This window comes from uncultured Stenotrophomonas sp. (genome assembly GCF_963519925.1).
Lineage (GTDB): Bacteria > Pseudomonadota > Gammaproteobacteria > Xanthomonadales > Xanthomonadaceae > Stenotrophomonas > Stenotrophomonas maltophilia_AE.
Genome location: NZ_CAUQPH010000001.1, coordinates 50,708 through 68,544 on the forward strand (window position 1 = coordinate 50,708; position 17,837 = coordinate 68,544).

At 60.4% G+C, this 17,837-nt stretch carries 13 protein-coding genes and 4 pseudogenes; all 17 read left to right on the forward strand.

The window, feature by feature from the left end; genetic code table 11:
* The first annotated feature begins 83 nt into the window (after window positions 1-83).
* The 17 genes and pseudogenes from clpK (at window position 84) to RWO33_RS00365 (ending at window position 17,716) form a co-directional block, all read left to right on the forward strand.
* Window positions 84-2,933, forward strand: a complete 2,850-nt coding sequence (gene clpK / locus RWO33_RS00285; protein WP_314100826.1) for a heat shock survival AAA family ATPase ClpK — start codon at window positions 84-86, stop codon at window positions 2,931-2,933.
* 17 nt (window positions 2,934-2,950) lie between these two features.
* A complete protein-coding gene (locus tag RWO33_RS00290; protein ID WP_312553988.1) occupies window positions 2,951-3,124 on the forward strand; it encodes a hypothetical protein in 174 nt (57 codons plus the stop codon).
* Window positions 3,125-3,184: 60 nt separating this feature from the next.
* Window positions 3,185-5,014 carry an ATP-dependent zinc metalloprotease FtsH gene (ftsH, locus tag RWO33_RS00295; RefSeq protein WP_314100830.1) on the forward strand — a complete coding sequence of 610 codons (1,830 nt, stop codon included), beginning with the start codon at window positions 3,185-3,187 and terminating at the stop codon, window positions 5,012-5,014.
* A 78-nt stretch (window positions 5,015-5,092) separates the two neighbouring features.
* Window positions 5,093-5,551 (forward strand): small heat shock protein sHSP20-GI, encoded by a 459-nt coding sequence (hsp20-GI, locus tag RWO33_RS00300; RefSeq protein ID WP_262252121.1) that lies wholly within the window; start codon window positions 5,093-5,095, stop codon window positions 5,549-5,551.
* A 22-nt stretch (window positions 5,552-5,573) separates the two neighbouring features.
* Window positions 5,574-6,488, forward strand: a complete 915-nt coding sequence (yfdX1, locus tag RWO33_RS00305; RefSeq protein WP_282270882.1) for a heat resistance protein YfdX1 — start codon at window positions 5,574-5,576, stop codon at window positions 6,486-6,488.
* A gap of 102 nt (window positions 6,489-6,590) precedes the next feature.
* On the forward strand, window positions 6,591-7,478 hold the full coding sequence (gene yfdX2 / locus RWO33_RS00310; protein WP_314100835.1) for a heat resistance protein YfdX2: 888 nt from the start codon (window positions 6,591-6,593) through the stop codon (window positions 7,476-7,478).
* 96 nt (window positions 7,479-7,574) lie between these two features.
* On the forward strand, window positions 7,575-8,186 hold the full coding sequence (locus RWO33_RS00315; RefSeq protein WP_314100836.1) for a DUF308 domain-containing protein: 612 nt from the start codon (window positions 7,575-7,577) through the stop codon (window positions 8,184-8,186).
* A gap of 98 nt (window positions 8,187-8,284) precedes the next feature.
* Window positions 8,285-9,430 (forward strand): hypothetical protein, encoded by a 1,146-nt coding sequence (locus tag RWO33_RS00320; RefSeq protein ID WP_029611654.1) that lies wholly within the window; start codon window positions 8,285-8,287, stop codon window positions 9,428-9,430.
* A complete protein-coding gene (gene trx-GI, locus RWO33_RS00325) occupies window positions 9,420-9,860 on the forward strand; it encodes a heat resistance system thioredoxin Trx-GI (RefSeq protein WP_000787151.1) in 441 nt (146 codons plus the stop codon). The genes RWO33_RS00320 and trx-GI overlap by 11 nt, the downstream gene beginning before the upstream one ends.
* Window positions 9,861-9,863: 3 nt before the next feature.
* The gene (locus RWO33_RS00330) at window positions 9,864-11,570 is read left to right on the forward strand and encodes a cation:proton antiporter (protein ID WP_016782893.1); all 1,707 of its coding nucleotides are present in this window, start codon (window positions 9,864-9,866) and stop codon (window positions 11,568-11,570) included.
* The gene (locus RWO33_RS00335; protein ID WP_178125697.1) at window positions 11,567-12,595 is read left to right on the forward strand and encodes a sensor domain-containing diguanylate cyclase; all 1,029 of its coding nucleotides are present in this window, start codon (window positions 11,567-11,569) and stop codon (window positions 12,593-12,595) included. The genes RWO33_RS00330 and RWO33_RS00335 overlap by 4 nt, the downstream gene beginning before the upstream one ends.
* Window positions 12,596-12,606: 11 nt before the next feature.
* Window positions 12,607-13,095, forward strand: coding sequence for a phosphate-starvation-inducible PsiE family protein (locus RWO33_RS00340; protein WP_004152114.1), 489 nt, complete (start codon window positions 12,607-12,609; stop codon window positions 13,093-13,095).
* A pseudogene (locus tag RWO33_RS00345) lies at window positions 13,082-14,045 on the forward strand (zinc metalloprotease HtpX). Before RWO33_RS00340 ends, RWO33_RS00345 begins: the two are co-directional and overlap by 14 nt.
* A 19-nt stretch (window positions 14,046-14,064) precedes the next feature.
* Window positions 14,065-14,319, forward strand: a pseudogene (locus tag RWO33_RS00350) (2-alkenal reductase); the annotation flags it as partial.
* Window positions 14,320-14,389: 70 nt separating this feature from the next.
* Window positions 14,390-15,242, forward strand: a pseudogene (locus RWO33_RS00355) (IS5 family transposase).
* Window positions 15,218-16,138 (forward strand): annotated as a pseudogene (locus RWO33_RS00360) (trypsin-like peptidase domain-containing protein); the annotation flags it as partial. The pseudogenes RWO33_RS00355 and RWO33_RS00360, both read left to right, overlap by 25 nt.
* A gap of 558 nt (window positions 16,139-16,696) precedes the next feature.
* Window positions 16,697-17,716: a hypothetical protein gene (locus tag RWO33_RS00365; protein WP_314100895.1), complete on the forward strand. Its 1,020-nt coding sequence runs from the start codon at window positions 16,697-16,699 to the stop codon at window positions 17,714-17,716.
* The last annotated feature ends 121 nt before the right edge of the window (window positions 17,717-17,837 follow it).

Consider the following 17,837-nt stretch of genomic DNA (forward strand, 5'->3'; position numbering starts at 1 on the left):
CGCGTTTTTCTCAAAAACCACAAAGAGATGAGGCACCGTGATCGGCGGTGCCTCGTCAGATCAATCTTTACAGGAGCATCAGCATGGCCAGAAAACAATGCCAAGTCTGCGGCCAGCCCGCCACGGTGCGGGTGGAAGCCAATCTCAATGGTCGCCACAGCACCATGCTGTTGTGTGACGATCACTATCGCCAACTGGTGCGCCAGCAAAAGCGCACCGTCTCACCGCTGGAAGCCTTGTTCGGCTCGCGCAGCGGGCTGTTCGAAGACTTCCTTGGCAGCGACTTCTTCCGCATCGGTGACGACGCACCGTCCATGGCGGCCGATACCGACGAGGTCGTCGATGCCTCGTTCGGCGAACCCGCCCCGGCCGGTACGGGCACCGCGCGCCGTCGCGGCAGTGGGCTCGCCAGCCGTATCAGCGAACAGTCCGAGGCCCTATTGCAGGAGGCCGCCCGACACGCTGCAGAGTTCGGGCGCGCCGAAGTCGATACCGAACACCTGCTCCTGGCGCTATCCGACAGCGACGTGGTCAAGACCATCCTGGGGCAGTTCAAGATCAAGGTCGATGACCTCAAGCGCCAGATCGAATCCGAAGCCAAGCGCGGCGATAAGCCGTTCGAGGGCGAGATCGGCGTGTCGCCCCGGGTCAAGGACGCGCTCAGCCGTGCTTTCGTGGCCTCCAACGAACTCGGCCACTCTTATGTCGGGCCGGAGCATTTCCTGATCGGGCTCGCCGAGGAAGGCGAAGGTTTGGCGGCCAACCTGCTGCGCCGTTACGGCCTCACGCCGCAAGCGCTGCGCCAGCAGGTAAGCAAGGTGGTCGGCAAAGGGGCCGAGGATGGCCGCGCCGAGACGCCGACCAACACGCCGGAACTCGACAAGTATTCGCGCGACCTCACCAAGATGGCGCGCGAGGGCAAGCTCGATCCGGTCATCGGCCGCGCGCAGGAGATCGAGACGACCATCGAAGTGCTGGCCCGGCGCAAGAAGAACAACCCGGTGCTGATCGGCGAGCCCGGCGTCGGCAAGACCGCCATCGTCGAAGGGCTGGCGCAGCGCATGGTCGCCGGCGAAGTGCCCGAGACGCTGCGCGACAAGCGCCTGGTGGAACTCAACATCAATGCCATGGTGGCCGGCGCCAAGTACCGCGGCGAGTTCGAGGAGCGCGTGCAGAAGGTGCTCAAGGAAGTGACCGAGCACCAGGGTGAGCTGATTCTCTTCATCGACGAGGTGCACACCATCGTCGGTGCCGGCCAGGGTGGCGGCGAAGGCGGGCTGGACGTGGCCAACGTGTTCAAGCCGATGATGGCGCGCGGCGAACTGAACCTGATCGGCGCCACCACGCTCAACGAGTATCAGAAGTACATCGAGAAGGACGCCGCGCTGGAGCGTCGCTTCCAGCCGGTGATGGTGCCCGAGCCGACCGTGGCGCAGACCATGATGATCCTGCGCGGCCTGCGCGACACCTTCGAGGCGCACCACAAGGTCAGCATCACCGAGGATGCGATCATCGCCGCCGCCGAGTTGTCGGACCGCTACATCACCGCGCGCTTTTTGCCGGACAAGGCCATCGACCTGCTCGACCAGGCTGCCGCACGCGTGAAGCTGTCGGCCACGGCCCGCCCGGTGGCGGTGCAGGAGCTGGAGTCCGAACTGCACCAGCTGCGGCGTGAGCAGGGCTATGTGGCCTCGCGCAAGCAATACGACAAGGCCGCCGAGCTGGGCAAGCACATCGAGGCCAAAGAGGCCGAACTCAAGAAGCTTGTCGAGGAATGGGAACGCGAGCGCGCCTCGGGCAGTGCCGAAGTCAAAGCCGAGCATGTCGCGCAGATCGTCTCGCGCCTGACCGGCATTCCGGTCAACGAGCTGACGGTGGAAGAACGCGAGAAGCTGCTGCACTTGGAGCAACGGCTGCACGAGCGCCTGGTGGGACAAGACGAGGCGGTCCGTGCCGTGGCCGATGCCGTGCGGCTGTCTCGCGCCGGTCTGCGCGAAGGCAGCAAACCGGTGGCTACCTTCCTGTTCCTGGGCCCGACCGGGGTGGGCAAGACCGAGCTCGCCAAGGCATTGGCCGAATCGATCTACGGCGATGAGCACGCCCTGTTGCGCATCGACATGTCGGAATATGGTGAACGCCACACCGTGGCGCGGCTGGTGGGCGCGCCTCCGGGCTATGTCGGTTACGACGAAGGCGGTCAGCTCACCGAGAAGGTGCGGCGCAAGCCCTACAGTGTGCTGCTGCTCGACGAGATCGAGAAGGCACACCCCGACGTCTACAACATCCTGCTGCAGGTGTTCGATGACGGCCGCCTCACCGACGGCAAGGGCCGGGTGGTGGATTTCACCAACACCATCATCATCGCCACGTCCAACCTGGGTTCGGACATCATCCAGCGACGGCTGAAGGCGCGCGGGGCGGCCGGCGAGGAGTACGAAAAGACCAAGGCCGAGGTGATGGACGTGCTGCGCGGCCACTTCCGTCCCGAGTTCATCAACCGCATCGACGAGATCATCGTCTTCCATGCGCTGGGCAAGGAGGAGATTCGCCACATCGTCGGCCTGCAGCTTGATCGCGTGGCACGCAGCGCCGCCAGCCAGGGCGTGACGCTCAGATTCGATCAGACCCTGATCGATCATTTCGCGGAGGAAGGCTACAAGCCGGAGTTCGGTGCGCGTGAACTCAAGCGCCTGATCCGCAGCGAGCTGGAAACCGCGCTGGCACGCGAGATGCTCGGCGGCGGAATCGGCAAGGGCGATCACGCCAGCGCACGCTGGGACGACAAGGCCGAACGCGTGGTGTTCGAACGCCATGAGTCACCGCAGACTCCGGCCGAGCCAGAGCAGCCGGATGCCGCGAAGGCGGCCGAGGCGCCGCATGGCGACGCGAGTAAGGGCTCTCGCAAGAAGAAGTCGGCGAGCGACGCGTCTTAATGTTGGGAGAGGCTGCCGTGTCCGATCCCATCGGCCTGGCATGGGCAGCTTCCCTGGCCTCGATCGCGGTGGCGGTCGTGGCCGCGGGTCACGCGGTCGTCTACAAGCGTGATCCGCGGTCGGCCACGCCGTGGGGGCTGCTCATCAGCGGCGGCACTGCCCTCCCGCTCGCTGGCCATCCGTTTGCGTGACGGCGCGGCCCGTCTGTTCACCTGATCCTCTGGCGACTCGACTTTCGAGGAACACGGCCCATGGAAAAAAAGAATCAATGGAATACCGGCTACTGGATCGTTGCCGTCCTGCTGTTGTTGAGTTTGCAGAGCTACTGGCAGACGGCGAACACCGTCGAGCCGGTGCCCTACAGCGAGTTCGAGAAGGCGCTGGCCGAGGGTCGCGTGGCCGAAGTGCTGGTGTCGGATCGTACGGTGACCGGGCGCCTGAAGTCGCCGGACAGCCGGGGCAAGACGACGATCGTGGCAACGAGGGTCGAACCCGATCTTGCCGATCGCCTGTCGAAGTACGACGTGCCCTATGCCCGCGTGTTGGAGAGCACCTGGCTGCGCGATGTGCTGTCGTGGATCCTGCCAGCGGTAGCCTTCTTTGGCGTCTGGTTCTTCCTGTTCCGCCGCTTCGCCGAGAAGCAGGGCATGGGCGGGTTTCTCAACATCGGTAAGAGCCGCGCCAAGGTGTTCGTGGAAAAGAACACCGGTGTGACGTTCGCCGATGTCGCGGGGGTGGATGAGGCCAAGGCGGAGCTGGTCGAGATCGTCGATTTCCTGAAGAATCCGCAGGACTATGGCCGTCTCGGGGCGCGCATCCCCAAGGGTGTGCTGCTGGTGGGGCCGCCCGGCACCGGCAAGACCTTGCTGGCCAAGGCGGTCGCCGGTGAAGCGGGCGTACCGTTTTTCTCCATCTCGGGTTCGGAATTCGTCGAGATGTTCGTCGGCGTGGGCGCGGCGCGGGTGCGCGACCTTTTCGAGCAGGCCCGCGGCCAGGCGCCGGCCATCATCTTCATCGACGAGCTCGACGCGCTGGGCCGTGCGCGCGGCGTCGGCGGCCCGATCGGCGGTCATGACGAACGCGAGCAGACGCTCAACCAGTTGCTGACCGAGTTGGACGGTTTCGATGCCTCCGTGGGGCTCATCATTCTGGCCGCGACCAACCGGCCCGAAATCCTCGATCAGGCGCTCTTGCGCGCCGGCCGCTTCGACCGCCAGGTGCTGGTGGACCGCCCCGACAAGAAGGGCCGGCTCGACATCCTAAAGGTGCATGTCAAGAAAGTCACGCTGGCACCCGAGGTCGACCTCGAGCAGGTGGCCGCGCTGACCACCGGCTTCTCGGGGGCGGATCTGGCCAATCTGGTCAACGAGGCGGCGCTGGCCGCGACGCGCCGCCGCTCGCAGGCCGTGGAGCTGCAGGACTTCACCGCCGCCATCGAGCGCATCGTGGCGGGGCTGGAAAAGAAAAACCGCGTGCTCAACCCCAAGGAGCGCGAGACCGTGGCCTATCACGAGATGGGCCATGCGCTGGTGGCGCTGGCGCTGCCGGGCACTGACCCGGTGCACAAGATTTCCATCATCCCGCGTGGCATCGGCGCCTTGGGCTACACCCTGCAGCGCCCGACCGAAGACCGTTTCCTGATGACGCGCAGCGATCTGGAACACAAGATCGCCGTGCTCCTGGGCGGACGCGCGGCCGAGAAGCTGGTGTTTGGCGAACTCTCCACGGGGGCGGCCGACGACCTGGCGCGGGCCACCGACATCGCCCGCGACATGATCACCCGCTTCGGTATGGACGAAGGCTTGGGCTACATCGCCTTCGAGGCGCAGCGGCCGCGCTTCCTCGACACGCCCGAGTTGGCCAGCGGCGGCTGCCGGGTGGCGGAATCGACCCAGGCGCGCATCGATCAGGCCATCCGCGACATCGTGATGGGCGTGTTCGAGCGCGCCTACCGGATTCTCGACACCAACCGCGCGGTGCTGGAGCGTTGTGCGCGCGAACTGCTGGCGCGGGAAACGCTCGACGAGAACGACATCCTTCAATTGACCCAAGGACTTGTTCTTGATGGAAACGAAAAGTAGTAGGCGCTATTCAGAGTGAGCCGGCGGCTCTGTTCGGTGCGTCATCCAATTCGCCGGAATTGTTCAAGGAGAACCGATATGTCTGCATTGACTCCGTGGGACCCCTTCCGGGAACTGGATGAATTGCAAAACCGCCTGGCGACGATGTTGGGACGGACACCCCAGCGACAGGGCGCCCGTACCGGCAACGAAGCCATGACCACGGCGGACTGGGCACCAATGGTGGACATCAGCGAGGATGAGAACGCATTCATCCTCAAACTGGATCTGCCGGAGGTCCCCAAGGATGCCGTGCGCGTCAGCGCGGAAAACGGTGTGCTCACCATCAGCGGCGAGCGCAAACTGGAAAAAGAGGAGCAGGGCAAGAAGTTCCACCGCATCGAACGTGCGTATGGCCGCTTTGTGCGCAGCTTTGTCTTGCCTGACAACGTTGATCCGACCAAGGTGACGGCTTCGATGAAAGACGGCGCGCTGGAAGTGCGGCTTGTCAAGGCCGAGCAAGCCAAACCGAAACAGATTGAAATCTCAGTCAACTAACTTTAACTAGGAACCCAAGATCATGAATATCAAACAGCCCCAATCAACCTTCTCCGCACTTGCCCTGGCGGTCGTCGTCGGACTGAGCGGACCGGCTCTGGCCCAATCGGCGGCAGGTTCTAGCCCAGGTGCTGCAGCACCCTCTGCCGCATCCAAAGCGGCGCAGCCACAGGTAGATGACAAGGCCGCCCGGGAAGCCGATAAAAAGCGCGCCAAACTCGCCCAAGATGCAATCACTGCGCTGGCCAAGACCCATGAGGCATTGATCCTCCTTGATGCAAGGAAGACCAAGGAGGCGCTCGCTGCGCTGGAACTGGCCAGCGGAAAGCTGGAACTGGTATTGGCGCGTGACCCAAAACTTGCTTTGGCGCCGGTCGATGTACGCGTCATCACCCACGATATCCACGCCAACGTGGAATCGGTCAAGAAAGCGGTCAAGTTGTCTCGGGAGTTGTTGGATGATGGCGAGGTGCAAAAGGCACGGCCCATTATTGCCAATCTTGCCAGCGAAATCGTGATCGAAACCGACAACCTGCCGATGGCAACGTACCCGGCAGCGATCAATTCGGCCGCACGGCTCATCGACAGCGGCAAGATTGACGATGCCAAGGCGGTGCTCGCCCGAGCGCTGAACACGCTGGTGAGGACCTCGGTCGCCTTTCCTCTGCCCGTGCTACGGGCCGAAGCCGCGATGGCAAAAGCGGAAAAGCTGGCCGAGACCGGCAAGCGCAATGCCAAACAGAGCGAGGAGCTCAGCGCCCTGCTGGCCTACGTGCGCACGGAAATCGAGCTGGCGCAGATCCTGGGTTATGGCAAGAAGGCGGACTTCAAGCCCATCTTCGATCAGGTGAAGGCTATCGAGCAGAAATCCGCCGGAGGAAAAAGCGGCAAGGGATGGTTCGACGAGTTGAAGACGCGCCTCCAAAAGCTGTTTTGAGGTGATGAAGGGGCCGACTGTTCGGTCGGTCAGTCTCGCGATGTTCGCAGTCAGCCCCAATAGATTCGCCTATTTTCACTAACTCATACGAGGCATATCACCATGAATGAGCAAACATCGAATCCCAATGCGACGAACAAAGAAATAAACGAACAGGCCGCGGTAAGCAGCCTTCCTGTCAGTCCAGAGGCCAAGCCTGAAGTCGTCACGGAGGTACAGCCTGAGGTTCAGAAGGAAACGGACTCGCAGGCGGTAGACAAACGTAAACAAGTCCTCGATGAGGCCGTCTCGGCCTTGGCGCTGACCAAATCAGCGCTGGCCGCACTTGACGGCAAGGACGCTGCACGCGCATTGGCAACGCTGGCCGAAGTGACGGGAAAGCTGGAGCTGATCGTTGCGCGCGAACCCACGCTCGCCCTGGCCCCCGTTGATGTGCGCACCATCGTGCACGACTTGTTCGCCAACACGGAAACCATTGAGGCGATGACCGACGAGGCGCTGGATGCCCTCAAACATGGCGAGGTGCAACAGGCACGTCACGTGCTGGCTTTGCTGGCCAGTGAAATCGTGATCGCGGTCACCAACATCCCTCTGGCGTCCTATCCCGCAGCCGTGAAGTCAGTCGTGCCGCTGATCGATCAGGGCAAGATTGAAGAAGCCAAAGCCGCGCTGCAGGCAGCGCTCAGCACGCTGGTCGAGACGCGCAGCGTGCATCCGCTGCCCGCCCTGCGCGCCAGGCTGCTCCTGAAGCGCGCCGAGACCTTGGTAGAAGATGGTCAGCGGAGCGAAGCGTCCAATGAGCGCCTGGAGACATTATTGAAAGAAGCGCGGCAGCAGTTGGAAATGGCAGAACTGCTGGGCTATGGAAAGAAGAAGGACTTTGAGCCCCTATATGCTGAACTCAAGAAAGTCAAGCAAAAGACGGCTGGGGGAGGCAGCGGAAAAGGCTGGCTCGATGAAATCAAGGCAAAGCTGTCCAAGTTGTTCTGAAACCGCTGGATAGGGCGTAAGAGGGGCGCGTCGCGCCCCTCTCTTGGCTCAGGAGTGTTTACTTTTTCACCCCACTAGATCTTTAGGAGATATAGCATGAACACAGACACCATCGCCGATTCCAGTGCGGATGAGCCCACCAAAACACTGTGTTCATTGACCGAAAATTGGTGGATTTTTGCGTTGCGCGGTGTCTTGGCATTGATTTTCGCAGCCCTTGCGTTCTGGATGCCACACTCGGCTTTGTTCGCCATGACGATAGTGTTCGGCGCATTTTCTTTGGTCAATGGTGCGTTCAACCTGGTTGCAGCGGTGCGGCAAATGCGGCAAAAGCAGCGCTGGGGCTGGCTGTTGTTCAGCGGCATCGTCGGCATACTCACCGGTGTCGTTGTGGTAGTTGCCCCTCTGGCTGCCACTTTGGCGTTGGCCTATTTCTTGTGGGTAAGCGTGGCATTCTGGGCAATTTTCACCGGTATGCTGGAGATATCCGCCGCCGTTCGTCTGCGCCGGGAAATCAAGGGCGAGATCTGGCTTGCCCTCAGCGGGCTGCTTTCCGTGCTCCTCGGTGCGATCATCCTATGGATGTTTTTTACCCGCCCGATCGAATCATTTCTGGCCGCGGGCTGGGTATTGGGTTTCCATGCTGCGATCTTCGGTATGACTCTTTTGCTTCTTAGTTGGCGTTTGCGCAAAGCGCGTCAGCGGTAAGGGCGTGAAAAACCAAACCGTAAGATCATCTTTGAAAATCAACATATCCAATCACCCGGGTCCACTCACCTGGGCGGACAACCCTAAAGGGCTTGAGCATGCGTATACAATATAGCTATCGACTCGTCGAAAAAGAATTTCATGAACCTTGGCGAATGTCTGTAGAAAAAGCGGTTGAACCCGCTCTCAAGCCGCTGATCGAAAAGCGCTCCGAAGATTCGGTACGTCTTCAAATCGTCCTCGAACGCGCGAAAAAAGGATCTCGCTTAACGGCCAGTGGCCACATGCACTTGCCGGGCAAAAAAATCGTCAGCGTCACTGCATCGCATAACGATCTGACGCCTCTCGCGCACATGCTAGCGCAGGCGTTGTTCCGGCAGGCCAAGAAGCACTTTGATCGGCTGAGCGCTCAGGATCAAATCAAGCGTAAGGCGCGTCGTGAACGCTTGCGCGAGCTCAAGGCGCGGATCGACACTCAACCTGCCTCTGTCGTCCAGCAAGCACGCGGGATAATCGAGACGCTGCTGCCGAAGGTTGAGGCCGTTGCGCAACGCGAGTTGGCTTATCTGCATGCCGCCGGTGATTTGCCTCGCGATTATCCGACGCTGCACGACGTGGTGGACGAAGCGATTGCTCTGGCTGAATCGGTATGGACATCCGTTCCAGAAGAAAATGCCGCTTACCTCGATCTTTTGAAGCATCTTTTTGCCGTCATTGATCGCGAAGTGGCAAACAGCCGGCAATATGGCGAGGCCGTTTCGCTGGATGCGCCGGTCGAAGCGGATGCGCAGGACATGGCGGAGGCCATGGTAGAGGAAGAGTTCTACGAGTTTTATCAGCCTGATGACGCACTCAGCCTGGCCGACGTCATGGCTGATAGTCGGCTTCCCGACCCAGCAGCAATCGCCGAACAGGAGGAAATTGGTGACAGATCGAGCGAATTCGCATTTGCATTCGACCTGATGAAGGGTATGCCGCACTTGTGGCGCCGCATTTTTCTGCTTATCCGGGTGGATGGGCTGGATGCAGGCTGCGCTGCTGAAATCCTGCGGATGCCTAATAAGATAGATGCTGTCAGAGCGGGGCTCATTCAAGCCGAAGCCTTCATTGCGGCTCACGTGGAAGATGCCGGCGTGAGCGAAGACGGGAACGATTGGATCAAAGGCGTAAATTGGTCGGCGATGTCGGTGATCCGAAGCGAGGCAACCTCACCGCAGTCCAAGGAAGCGAACCATGAAAAATGAACTCCACATCGTCTGCCCACATTGCCAGTCCATCAACAGCGTGCCGGCCGCCAAGCTCGCGGATCGTCCCAACTGCGGCCGCTGCCAGCAGCCCTTGTTCACCGGCGAGCCCATCGAGTTGACGACGGCGACGTTCTCGCGCCACGTGGAGCGCAGCGATCTGCCGCTGCTGGTCGATTTCTGGGCGCCCTGGTGCGGGCCGTGCAAGATGATGGCGCCGCAGTTTCAACAAGCCGCGCGCCAGCTCGAACCCGGGATCAGGCTGGCAAAGGTGAACACCGAGGCTGAGCCCCACCTGGCCGCGCAGTTCGGTATCCGCAGCATTCCGACGCTCGCCCTGTTCCAGGGCGGACGTGAGATCGCCCGCCAGGCAGGCGCCATGGGCTCGCAGGACATCGTGCGCTGGGCCTCTGCACAGGTGGGACGCTGACCGATGCAGGATTTGCTCGGCACTACCCTGATCCTGCTGGCGGCGTGCAGCCTCGCGGTGGTGGCGACGGCGGCGTTCAGAGTACCCGCCTTGCTGGGTTACCTCGCCGTCGGCGCCTTGCTGGGCCCCTCGGTCAGCGGTGTGATCGCGCCGGGAGAGGCGTTGACTTTCATATCCGAACTGGGTGTGGCCCTGCTGCTGTTCATGGTCGGACTGGAATTCTCGCTGGGGCACTTCTGGCTCACTCGCAAGACCGTACTGGCGTCCGGCAGCTTGCAGATGGTCGTCGTGGCCGCGCCACTGACCCTGGTGCTGATCGGGTTGGGTCAGCCAGCTCAGAGCGCTGCACTGCTCGGCGCCGCAGCGGCCATGTCGTCCACGGCGCTGGTCAGCCGACAGCTGGCCGACCAAGGCGAGCTCACCACCCGCCACGGCCGCAGTGCCATCGCCGTGCTGGTCTTTCAGGACCTGGCCAGCGTGCCCCTGCTGGCCCTGCTGGCGATCTGGGCGCGCGGCGACTCGCCGAAGATCGAGAGCGTGCTGCTCGAAGTGTTGGGCGTGCTGGTGTTGTTCGCGGCAGCGGCGGTTGCCTCGCGTCGTCTGTTGCATGGCCTGCTGGGCTGGGTGGCGCGGCAGGGCCACGAAGAATCCTTCGTGCTGGTCTCCTTGTGCGTGGTCGTGGCGGCAGCCGCTGCTGCACACGCCGTCGGCGTATCCGCCGCCCTGGGGGCCTTTCTCGCCGGCATGGTCCTGGGCGAGAGCGACTTCCGGCACCACATGGAAAGCCACCTCAAGCCCTTTCGTGATGTGCTGTCGGGCCTGTTCTTCGTGACCATTGGCCTGCAGCTGGACACCGCGCAGATCGTGGCCGCACCGCTGGCGGTACTGGGTTGGCTGTTGGCCTTGGTGCCTCTCAAGATGGGGCTGAACTTTCTGGCGCTGCGCGCAACCCGCCTGTCGGCGCTCGACGCCTGGCGCGCAGGCATCGTGCTGGGTCATGGCGGCGAGTTTGCGCTGCTGCTCCTGGGCATGGTCATGCAGCAGCACCTGATCGCCGCCACCATGGTGCAACCGATGCTGGTGGCACTGGTGTTGAGCATGGGGTTGGCACCGCTCCTGATCCGACACCATGACCGATGGGCGCGGGCTTTCAGCCGCTCGGGCGCACTCGGTCAGCCACCGCAGGCCGAAGAAGGCGAAGTCGCCGAGCGGGCGCGGTCGTTGCGCGACCATGTGATCATCTGTGGGGCGGATGACGTCGGGCTGCTGCTGAGCCGAACGCTGCGCCTGGCAGGCATACCGCATTTGCTGCTGGAATCGGACCGCCAACGGGTCGAAGCGGGGCGTGCGATGGGGGCGCCGGTGTCGTATGGCGATGCCAGTCGGCTCGACACCCTGGCCGCCGCCGGATTGGCCCATGCCCGCCTGGTGGTGCTGACGTTTGCCCGTCCGCAGACGGCCCTGCGTATCGCTCAGGCGGTTCTCGACCGCCGCCTGAGCTTGTCCGTGGTGGTGGCCACTGAGCGCGTAACGGATGCCCAGCTTTTGCGTAATCTGCCCAATGTCAGACTGTACCCGTTGTACCTGGCTGCGGGACTGGGACTGGCCGAGCAGGTACTGTTGATGTTGGGCATCAACGCCGACCAAGTCGACCACCGGATCGAGGAATTACGGCAGGCACTCAGTCAGTCAGGCGGGGATAGACCATGAACGGGCCGACCATCTGGCTGATGGTGTCGCTACTTGCCAATGTTGGCATGGCGGTTGCGTTATGGCGTTTTGCTCGTACCAATCGCCACAGGCGTGACGAGCTGAAGCATCGCCAACAAGCGAAAATCGGCGACAACGAACGGATCGCCATCGCCCTGGAAGGCGCAGAGTTGGGATTCTGGGAGTGGGATCTTGCCACCGACAGCTTCAGGCTTTCTGCCCGCAGTCTGGCGATGTTCGGCTTGACCTCCGACGAGGAGATTGGCGCCACCCATGCCGCATGGCAAGCGCGTATTCATCCGGAGGATTTACCGGTCGTTCTGGCAAAGGTGCGCGCTTACCAAGAAAATCCGTCGGAGCGATTGGAGTGCGAGTACCGCGTTCGTCATCGATCCGGCGTTTGGATTTGGGTGCTGGATCGCGGTCGTTGGCTGGGTGACACGGGCAGGCAATTGATGGTGGGCACTCTGCTCGACATCTCTTCTCGCAAGGAAATGGAGCAGCGGTTGCTGCGCATGGCGATCACCGACCCCTTGACCGGCTTGTCGAACCGGCGGGCTTTTAACGAACGATTACAGCTGGAATGGGCGCGCCTCAAACGCAGCCCGGAGATACAAGCAGCACTTGTGCTCTGCGATATCGATCACTTCAAGCGCATCAATGATACCTATGGGCACGGATGCGGCGATGAGGTGCTCAAGCACTTTGCTTCACGGTTGAGGGAACATGTTCGCGCAACCGACATGGCTGCACGGATTGGGGGGGAGGAATTCGCTGTGTTGTTGGAAGCGGCATCGATAGAAGACGCCCAAGTATGGGCGGAGCGATTTCGTCAGGACGTTGCGGCGACAGCGCTGGTGTGTGGAGAGGTGTCGATCAGCTATAGCGCCAGCATGGGGGTGGCTCCCCTCGACGTCCGCTTAAACTCTTCCGAGCAGGTGATGCAGCAGGCGGACAGCGCGCTCTACCAGGCAAAAAGACAAGGGCGCAACCAAGTTGTGGGTGCACAAGTATTTCAGAATTGAGAGGAGTGGCGATGAAGGAAAAGCAAGCAGACCCGATCAAAACATTTCGCGCCCAATGGGCAGTGATGACGTTCTACGAGCGCTTCGAACAGGTGATCGCGCTCGCGCTGTCCGCAATCATTGCCGTGATTATCGTGGTCTCGCTGCTGCAGCTGATCTCGATCGTCTTCAGCCTGCTGATCATTGATGCGTTCAATCCGCTCGATCACAAGGTCTTCCAGACCGTGTTCGGCATGATCATGACGCTGCTCATCGCCATGGAGTTCAAGCATTCCATCGTGCGGGTGGCCTTGCGGCGCGACAGCATCATCCAGGTCAAGACGGTGATCCTGATCGGGCTGATCGCCCTGGCGCGTAAATTCGTGATCCTCGACCCGGAGACCGGCCCCGCCAAGGTCGCGGCGCTCGCAGGCGCGACACTGGCCCTCGGGGCGACTTACTGGCTGCTGCGCGAGCGCGATGACCGGACAGCCGGGGAAAGCTCAGATGATCAGTCGTGATCTGCGCCACGCGCAGAATGTCGGCGCGCGGCATCGCTGGCTCAATCGCCTGCAAACCGCGCTGTTGGTGCTGACCCTGCTCGGGATTGCCGCCGTCGCTGGCAGCCTGCTGTTGGGTGACGGCGGGCTTTGGCTGGCGCTTGCGGCCGCGGGGTTCACCCTGCTGCTCGAACCGGCGGCCGCCTCCGGGCTGACCTTGCGGCTGTATGGCGCACGCCCCCTGCACCCGGATGAAGCGCCCGATCTTTGGGCTGTGTTGCGCGGAACTGGCGGCGCGGGCCGGGCTGCCTGCCGTGCCGGTACCGCACTACGTGCCCAGCGGGGTCGTCAACGCCTTCGCCACCGGTTCGAAGCATCACGCGGCCATCGCGCTGACCGACGGCCTGCTGCGTAGCCTCACGCCCCGCGAGTTGACCGGCGTGCTCGGCCACGAAATCGCGCATATTGCGAACGAGGATTTGCGTGTCATGGGCTTGGCCGATTCCATCAGCCGGCTCACCCATCTTCTAGCCTTGTTGGGGCAGCTTGCGATCGTGCTCAGCTTGCCAGCGCTATTGCTTGGAGTCACGGAAGTCAATTGGCCCGCGTTGCTTCTACTGGCGGTCGCGCCACAGCTAGCCTTGCTGGCTCAGTTGGGCTTGTCCAGGGTGCGCGAATTCGACGCCGACCGGCTCGCTGCCGAATTGACCGGCGACCCGCACGGGCTGGCCTCGGCGCTCGCCAAGATCGAGCGGGTGAGCCGCTCCTGGCGCGCCTGGCTGCTGCCCGGATGGGGCAATCCGGAACCCTCCTGGTTGCGCACGCATCCGGCGACGGCTGAACGCATTGAGCGCTTGCTGGAACTTGCTCCGCCGCCCGCGATGCCGCCGTTTCCATCGGCCCGTTTCGTCCCCGAGGTGACCGTATCACCACGTCCGCCACGCTGGCGCACCGGCGGCCTTTGGCGCTGATTTCAACATGGAGAATGACGTGACCTACCCCGACCCCTACAGCCGCCCGGCGCCGGATCGATTCATCCGGCGCTGGCTCGTCATCACTGGCTGCATCGCCGCACTCATGCTGCTGTGGCAGTTCCTGCCCGCCATCGAAGCCTGGTTCAGTCCCCACGAAACGCAGGAGCGCACGGTGACGCCGCGCGGCGACCTGGCCGCCGACGAAAAAACCACCATCGAGCTGTTCGAGAAATCGCGCGGGTCGGTGGTTTACATCACCACGGCACAACTAGGCTCTGTACGTAAACCCAAGAAATACGATTTTCTGTAAAATACACCGCCATTAAAGCCAGGAGGCCAAGATGGCAAAGCGGTATGAACTCCCCGACGCAGCCTGGGATCTGGTTGCAGATATCTTCACCAAAAATCAGCGCACCGGGCGCCCTCGGGCCGATGATCGCCTGATGCTAAACGGTATTCTCTGGGTGCTTTGCTCTGGCGCAGCCTGGCGAGACATGCCCGAACGATTCGGCCCTTGGTCAACGATCTATCAACGGTTCCGGGATGGCGTGATTGCGGAGCTTTTGATCAGATGCTCAAGCGTCTTCATATCCGATTGAATGAGCAGGGTTTGATTGACTTGGAAACATGGATGATCGACTCCACTGCCGTACGAGCAACCCGGGCCTCATCAGGTGCCGGGAAAAAAGGGGATTTGAAGAACCGCAAGACCTCGCGCTCGGGCGCAGCCGGGGTGGCCTGACGACCAAGATTCACATGCTGTGCGACGCCAATGGTGTGCCTCTGCGTTTCCTGTTGTCAGGCGGACAAGCCAGCGATATAGCCTATGCCCAACCGCTACTCGATCAGGCTTGCATACCCAGCCTGCGCGGTCGCCCACGCAAGCGTTGCCGCTGGTTGCTGGCTGACAAGGGTTACGACGCTGAAGCGCTGCGCCAGTATTGTGATCGTTATCGCATGCAGCCAGTCATTCCGTTGCGAAGCATGAAGCGCAAAACCAAGCCAGGATTGCCTCGACTTTTTGATCGCCCCAAATATCGGCAGCGCAACATCATCGAACGCATGTTTGGCTGGCTGAAGGAGAACCGTCGCATCGTGACGCGCTTCGACAAGCTCGCAACAAGTTTTGCGGCGATGGTCTCATTGGCCTGCGCTATGCGGTGCTTGCGACAATACTTTACGTACAGAGCCTAGTGCGTGACGTCTGGTCGCGCAATGTCTTTTCCGTGCCGCGCGGCACCGGCTCCGGCTTCATCTGGGACGATGCCGGCCACGTGGTGACCAACTTCCACGTGATCCAGGGGGCATCGTCTGCCACGGTCAAACTGGCCGACGGTCGCGATTATCAGGCTGCGCTCGTTGGCGCCAGTCCTGCGCACGACATCGCGGTACTCAAGATTGGCGTCGGCTTCAAGCGCCCGCCGGCGGTGCCGGTGGGCACCAGTGCCGATCTCAAGGTGGGGCAAAAGGTCTTTGCCATTGGCAATCCCTTCGGGCTCGACTGGACGCTCACCACCGGCATCGACTCGGCGCTTGACCGCACCCTTTCCGGCGACGCCAGTGGCCCGGCCATTGACCACCTGATCCAGACCGACGCCGCTATCAACCCCGGCAATTCCGGTGGCCCGCTGCTCGATTCGGCTGGGCGGCTGATCGGCATCAATACCGCCATCTACAGTCCGTCTGGCGCCTCGGCCGGCATCGGCTTTGCGGTGCCGGTCGATACCGTCATGCGCGTGGTGCCGCAACTCATAAAGACCGGCAAGTACATCCGTCCGGCGCTGGGCATCGAGGTGGATGAGCAGCTCAACGCGCGTCTGCAGGCGCTGACCGGCAGTAAGGGCGTATTCGTATTGCGCGTGACGCCGGGCTCGGCGGCGCACAGGGCCGGGCTCGTCGGCGTCGAGGTCACCGCAGGCGGCATCGTGCCCGGCGATCGCGTTATCAGCATCGACGGTATCGCCGTCGACGACGTCACCACATTACAGGCCCGGCTAGACGACAAGAACGTTGGAGATGTTGTGGTCTTGTTAGTGGAGCGGGCCGGCAAGACTCGCGAGATGCTTGTGGAACTACAACCGGGAGTTTGATGGAAAGTGGGTCATGGATCTGCACAGCGAAGCAGCCAAGCGACTTCAGCCTTGCGCCGAACTACGAGCCCTAGCTAGTGCAGTGGGGGGAAGGCTGTTTAGGTTAAATGGATATAAGGGAGTCATTTTTGATTGTGTTTTTAAAAGAAGGTGTTGATTTTTTTTGGGTAAGCATTTAGGGCGTCCAAGGGTTGGAGCAGTTGGCACGGATGAGAGAGCTCAATGCTCGCTAGGGATTGGATCTATGTGTTTTTTCTGACTGACTGCTTACATGTTGGAACGGGCAACATCGGAAAAGGATGAATCTTTATTTTCACCATTTACCGTATTTTTCGAGCCTGGGCGAAAATTAGGATGATACTTTAGCGCCCTTAATCACTCTCCCATGAAAGGCAAAACGATCCAGTCTCGGGTGTAAGTGCTCACAACATACTGATATAAAAGGGATTTTTTATGAATAGGAGAGCGCGCGACGTTTCTCTCTGTTTTTAGGGTTAGGATGAAACTTTATTTGCATCCCACACTAACCCAGTCGCCCAGGTGTTGAGTAGTCCGGATGTGCATTCTGTTCTCAAAACAGATCAATCCAATGCCGTTTTAAATCGCAATGCCGTACGAAAGTTCTTTGAGACACATGATGTCAACGCTTCTTTCAACGTCCTGAGTTTGATTGACAATAAGGAGATGACACCCTTGGCTTTTGTGGCATCAAAGGTGATGTCTTTCAAAGACGAAGAGCATGTATTGGATGTCATGAGCGACCTGATCGAATTGGGCGCGAATGTAAATTCCATCGTTGTAATCAAGCGTTATGGTGATGGTGATGGTGATTTGGACTATGATTTTGAATGCAACAAAACTACTGACCTCGTTGATATCGCAAATGGTGGCCAACGAATTGAGTTGCTGGTAAAAAATGGCGCCCCAGTCAAAGAGAAACACGTTGAATTGATGATCCGATCAAGCGGTGATCCAGAGCTGATCGCTGATAAGTATATTGACATGATAAAACCACGGCATTTTATGTGGCTTGGAATTCATGAGGATGGTTCCACCTTACTGGAAAAGATTATTCTTGCAGGCCATGACGTTAACGCCCGGGATCACAATGGTGATACCGCTCTCCACTATGTTCGGAGCATTGAGCATGTGAAATATCTGGTGGACGCTGGTGCGTCAATGACCATTGAGAACAATGGGGGTAAAAGTTTCCTTGGCTTTTGTGATGCGTCGTTTGTAAAGCGAAATGCAAGCCGTGCAGGTGTGCAGATCATGAAAGATCTAGGTATTGATTTGAATTCGACGGATCAAGATGCTGGTAACACTGCGCTGCACCTTTTAATAATGAAGGGTGACGGATTGGAAGAAATACGAAATTTGCTAGACGCTGGGGCGGACCCGGAGGTTCGAAACAACAGGGGGCAATTGCCTTCTGAAATGGTGTATGTCCATGGTGTTAATCGGCAACAAAGTCAGGAGGCTAGATTGCTATTGGAAAGTACCGCTCTTAAGAAAAAGTTACAAACGGAACTCGGAGACGTACTGGATGATCGGCGATCACAAGTCCGACGGATGTGATCATTTGCAAATGGTATGAATAGTAAAAGGCGCCAATGGCGCCTTTTATACTCAGATCCAGAAAACCATTTTCACCCTGTTGTGAACAGGGACAGCCACTATTGACTGCTGGGAGACGCTC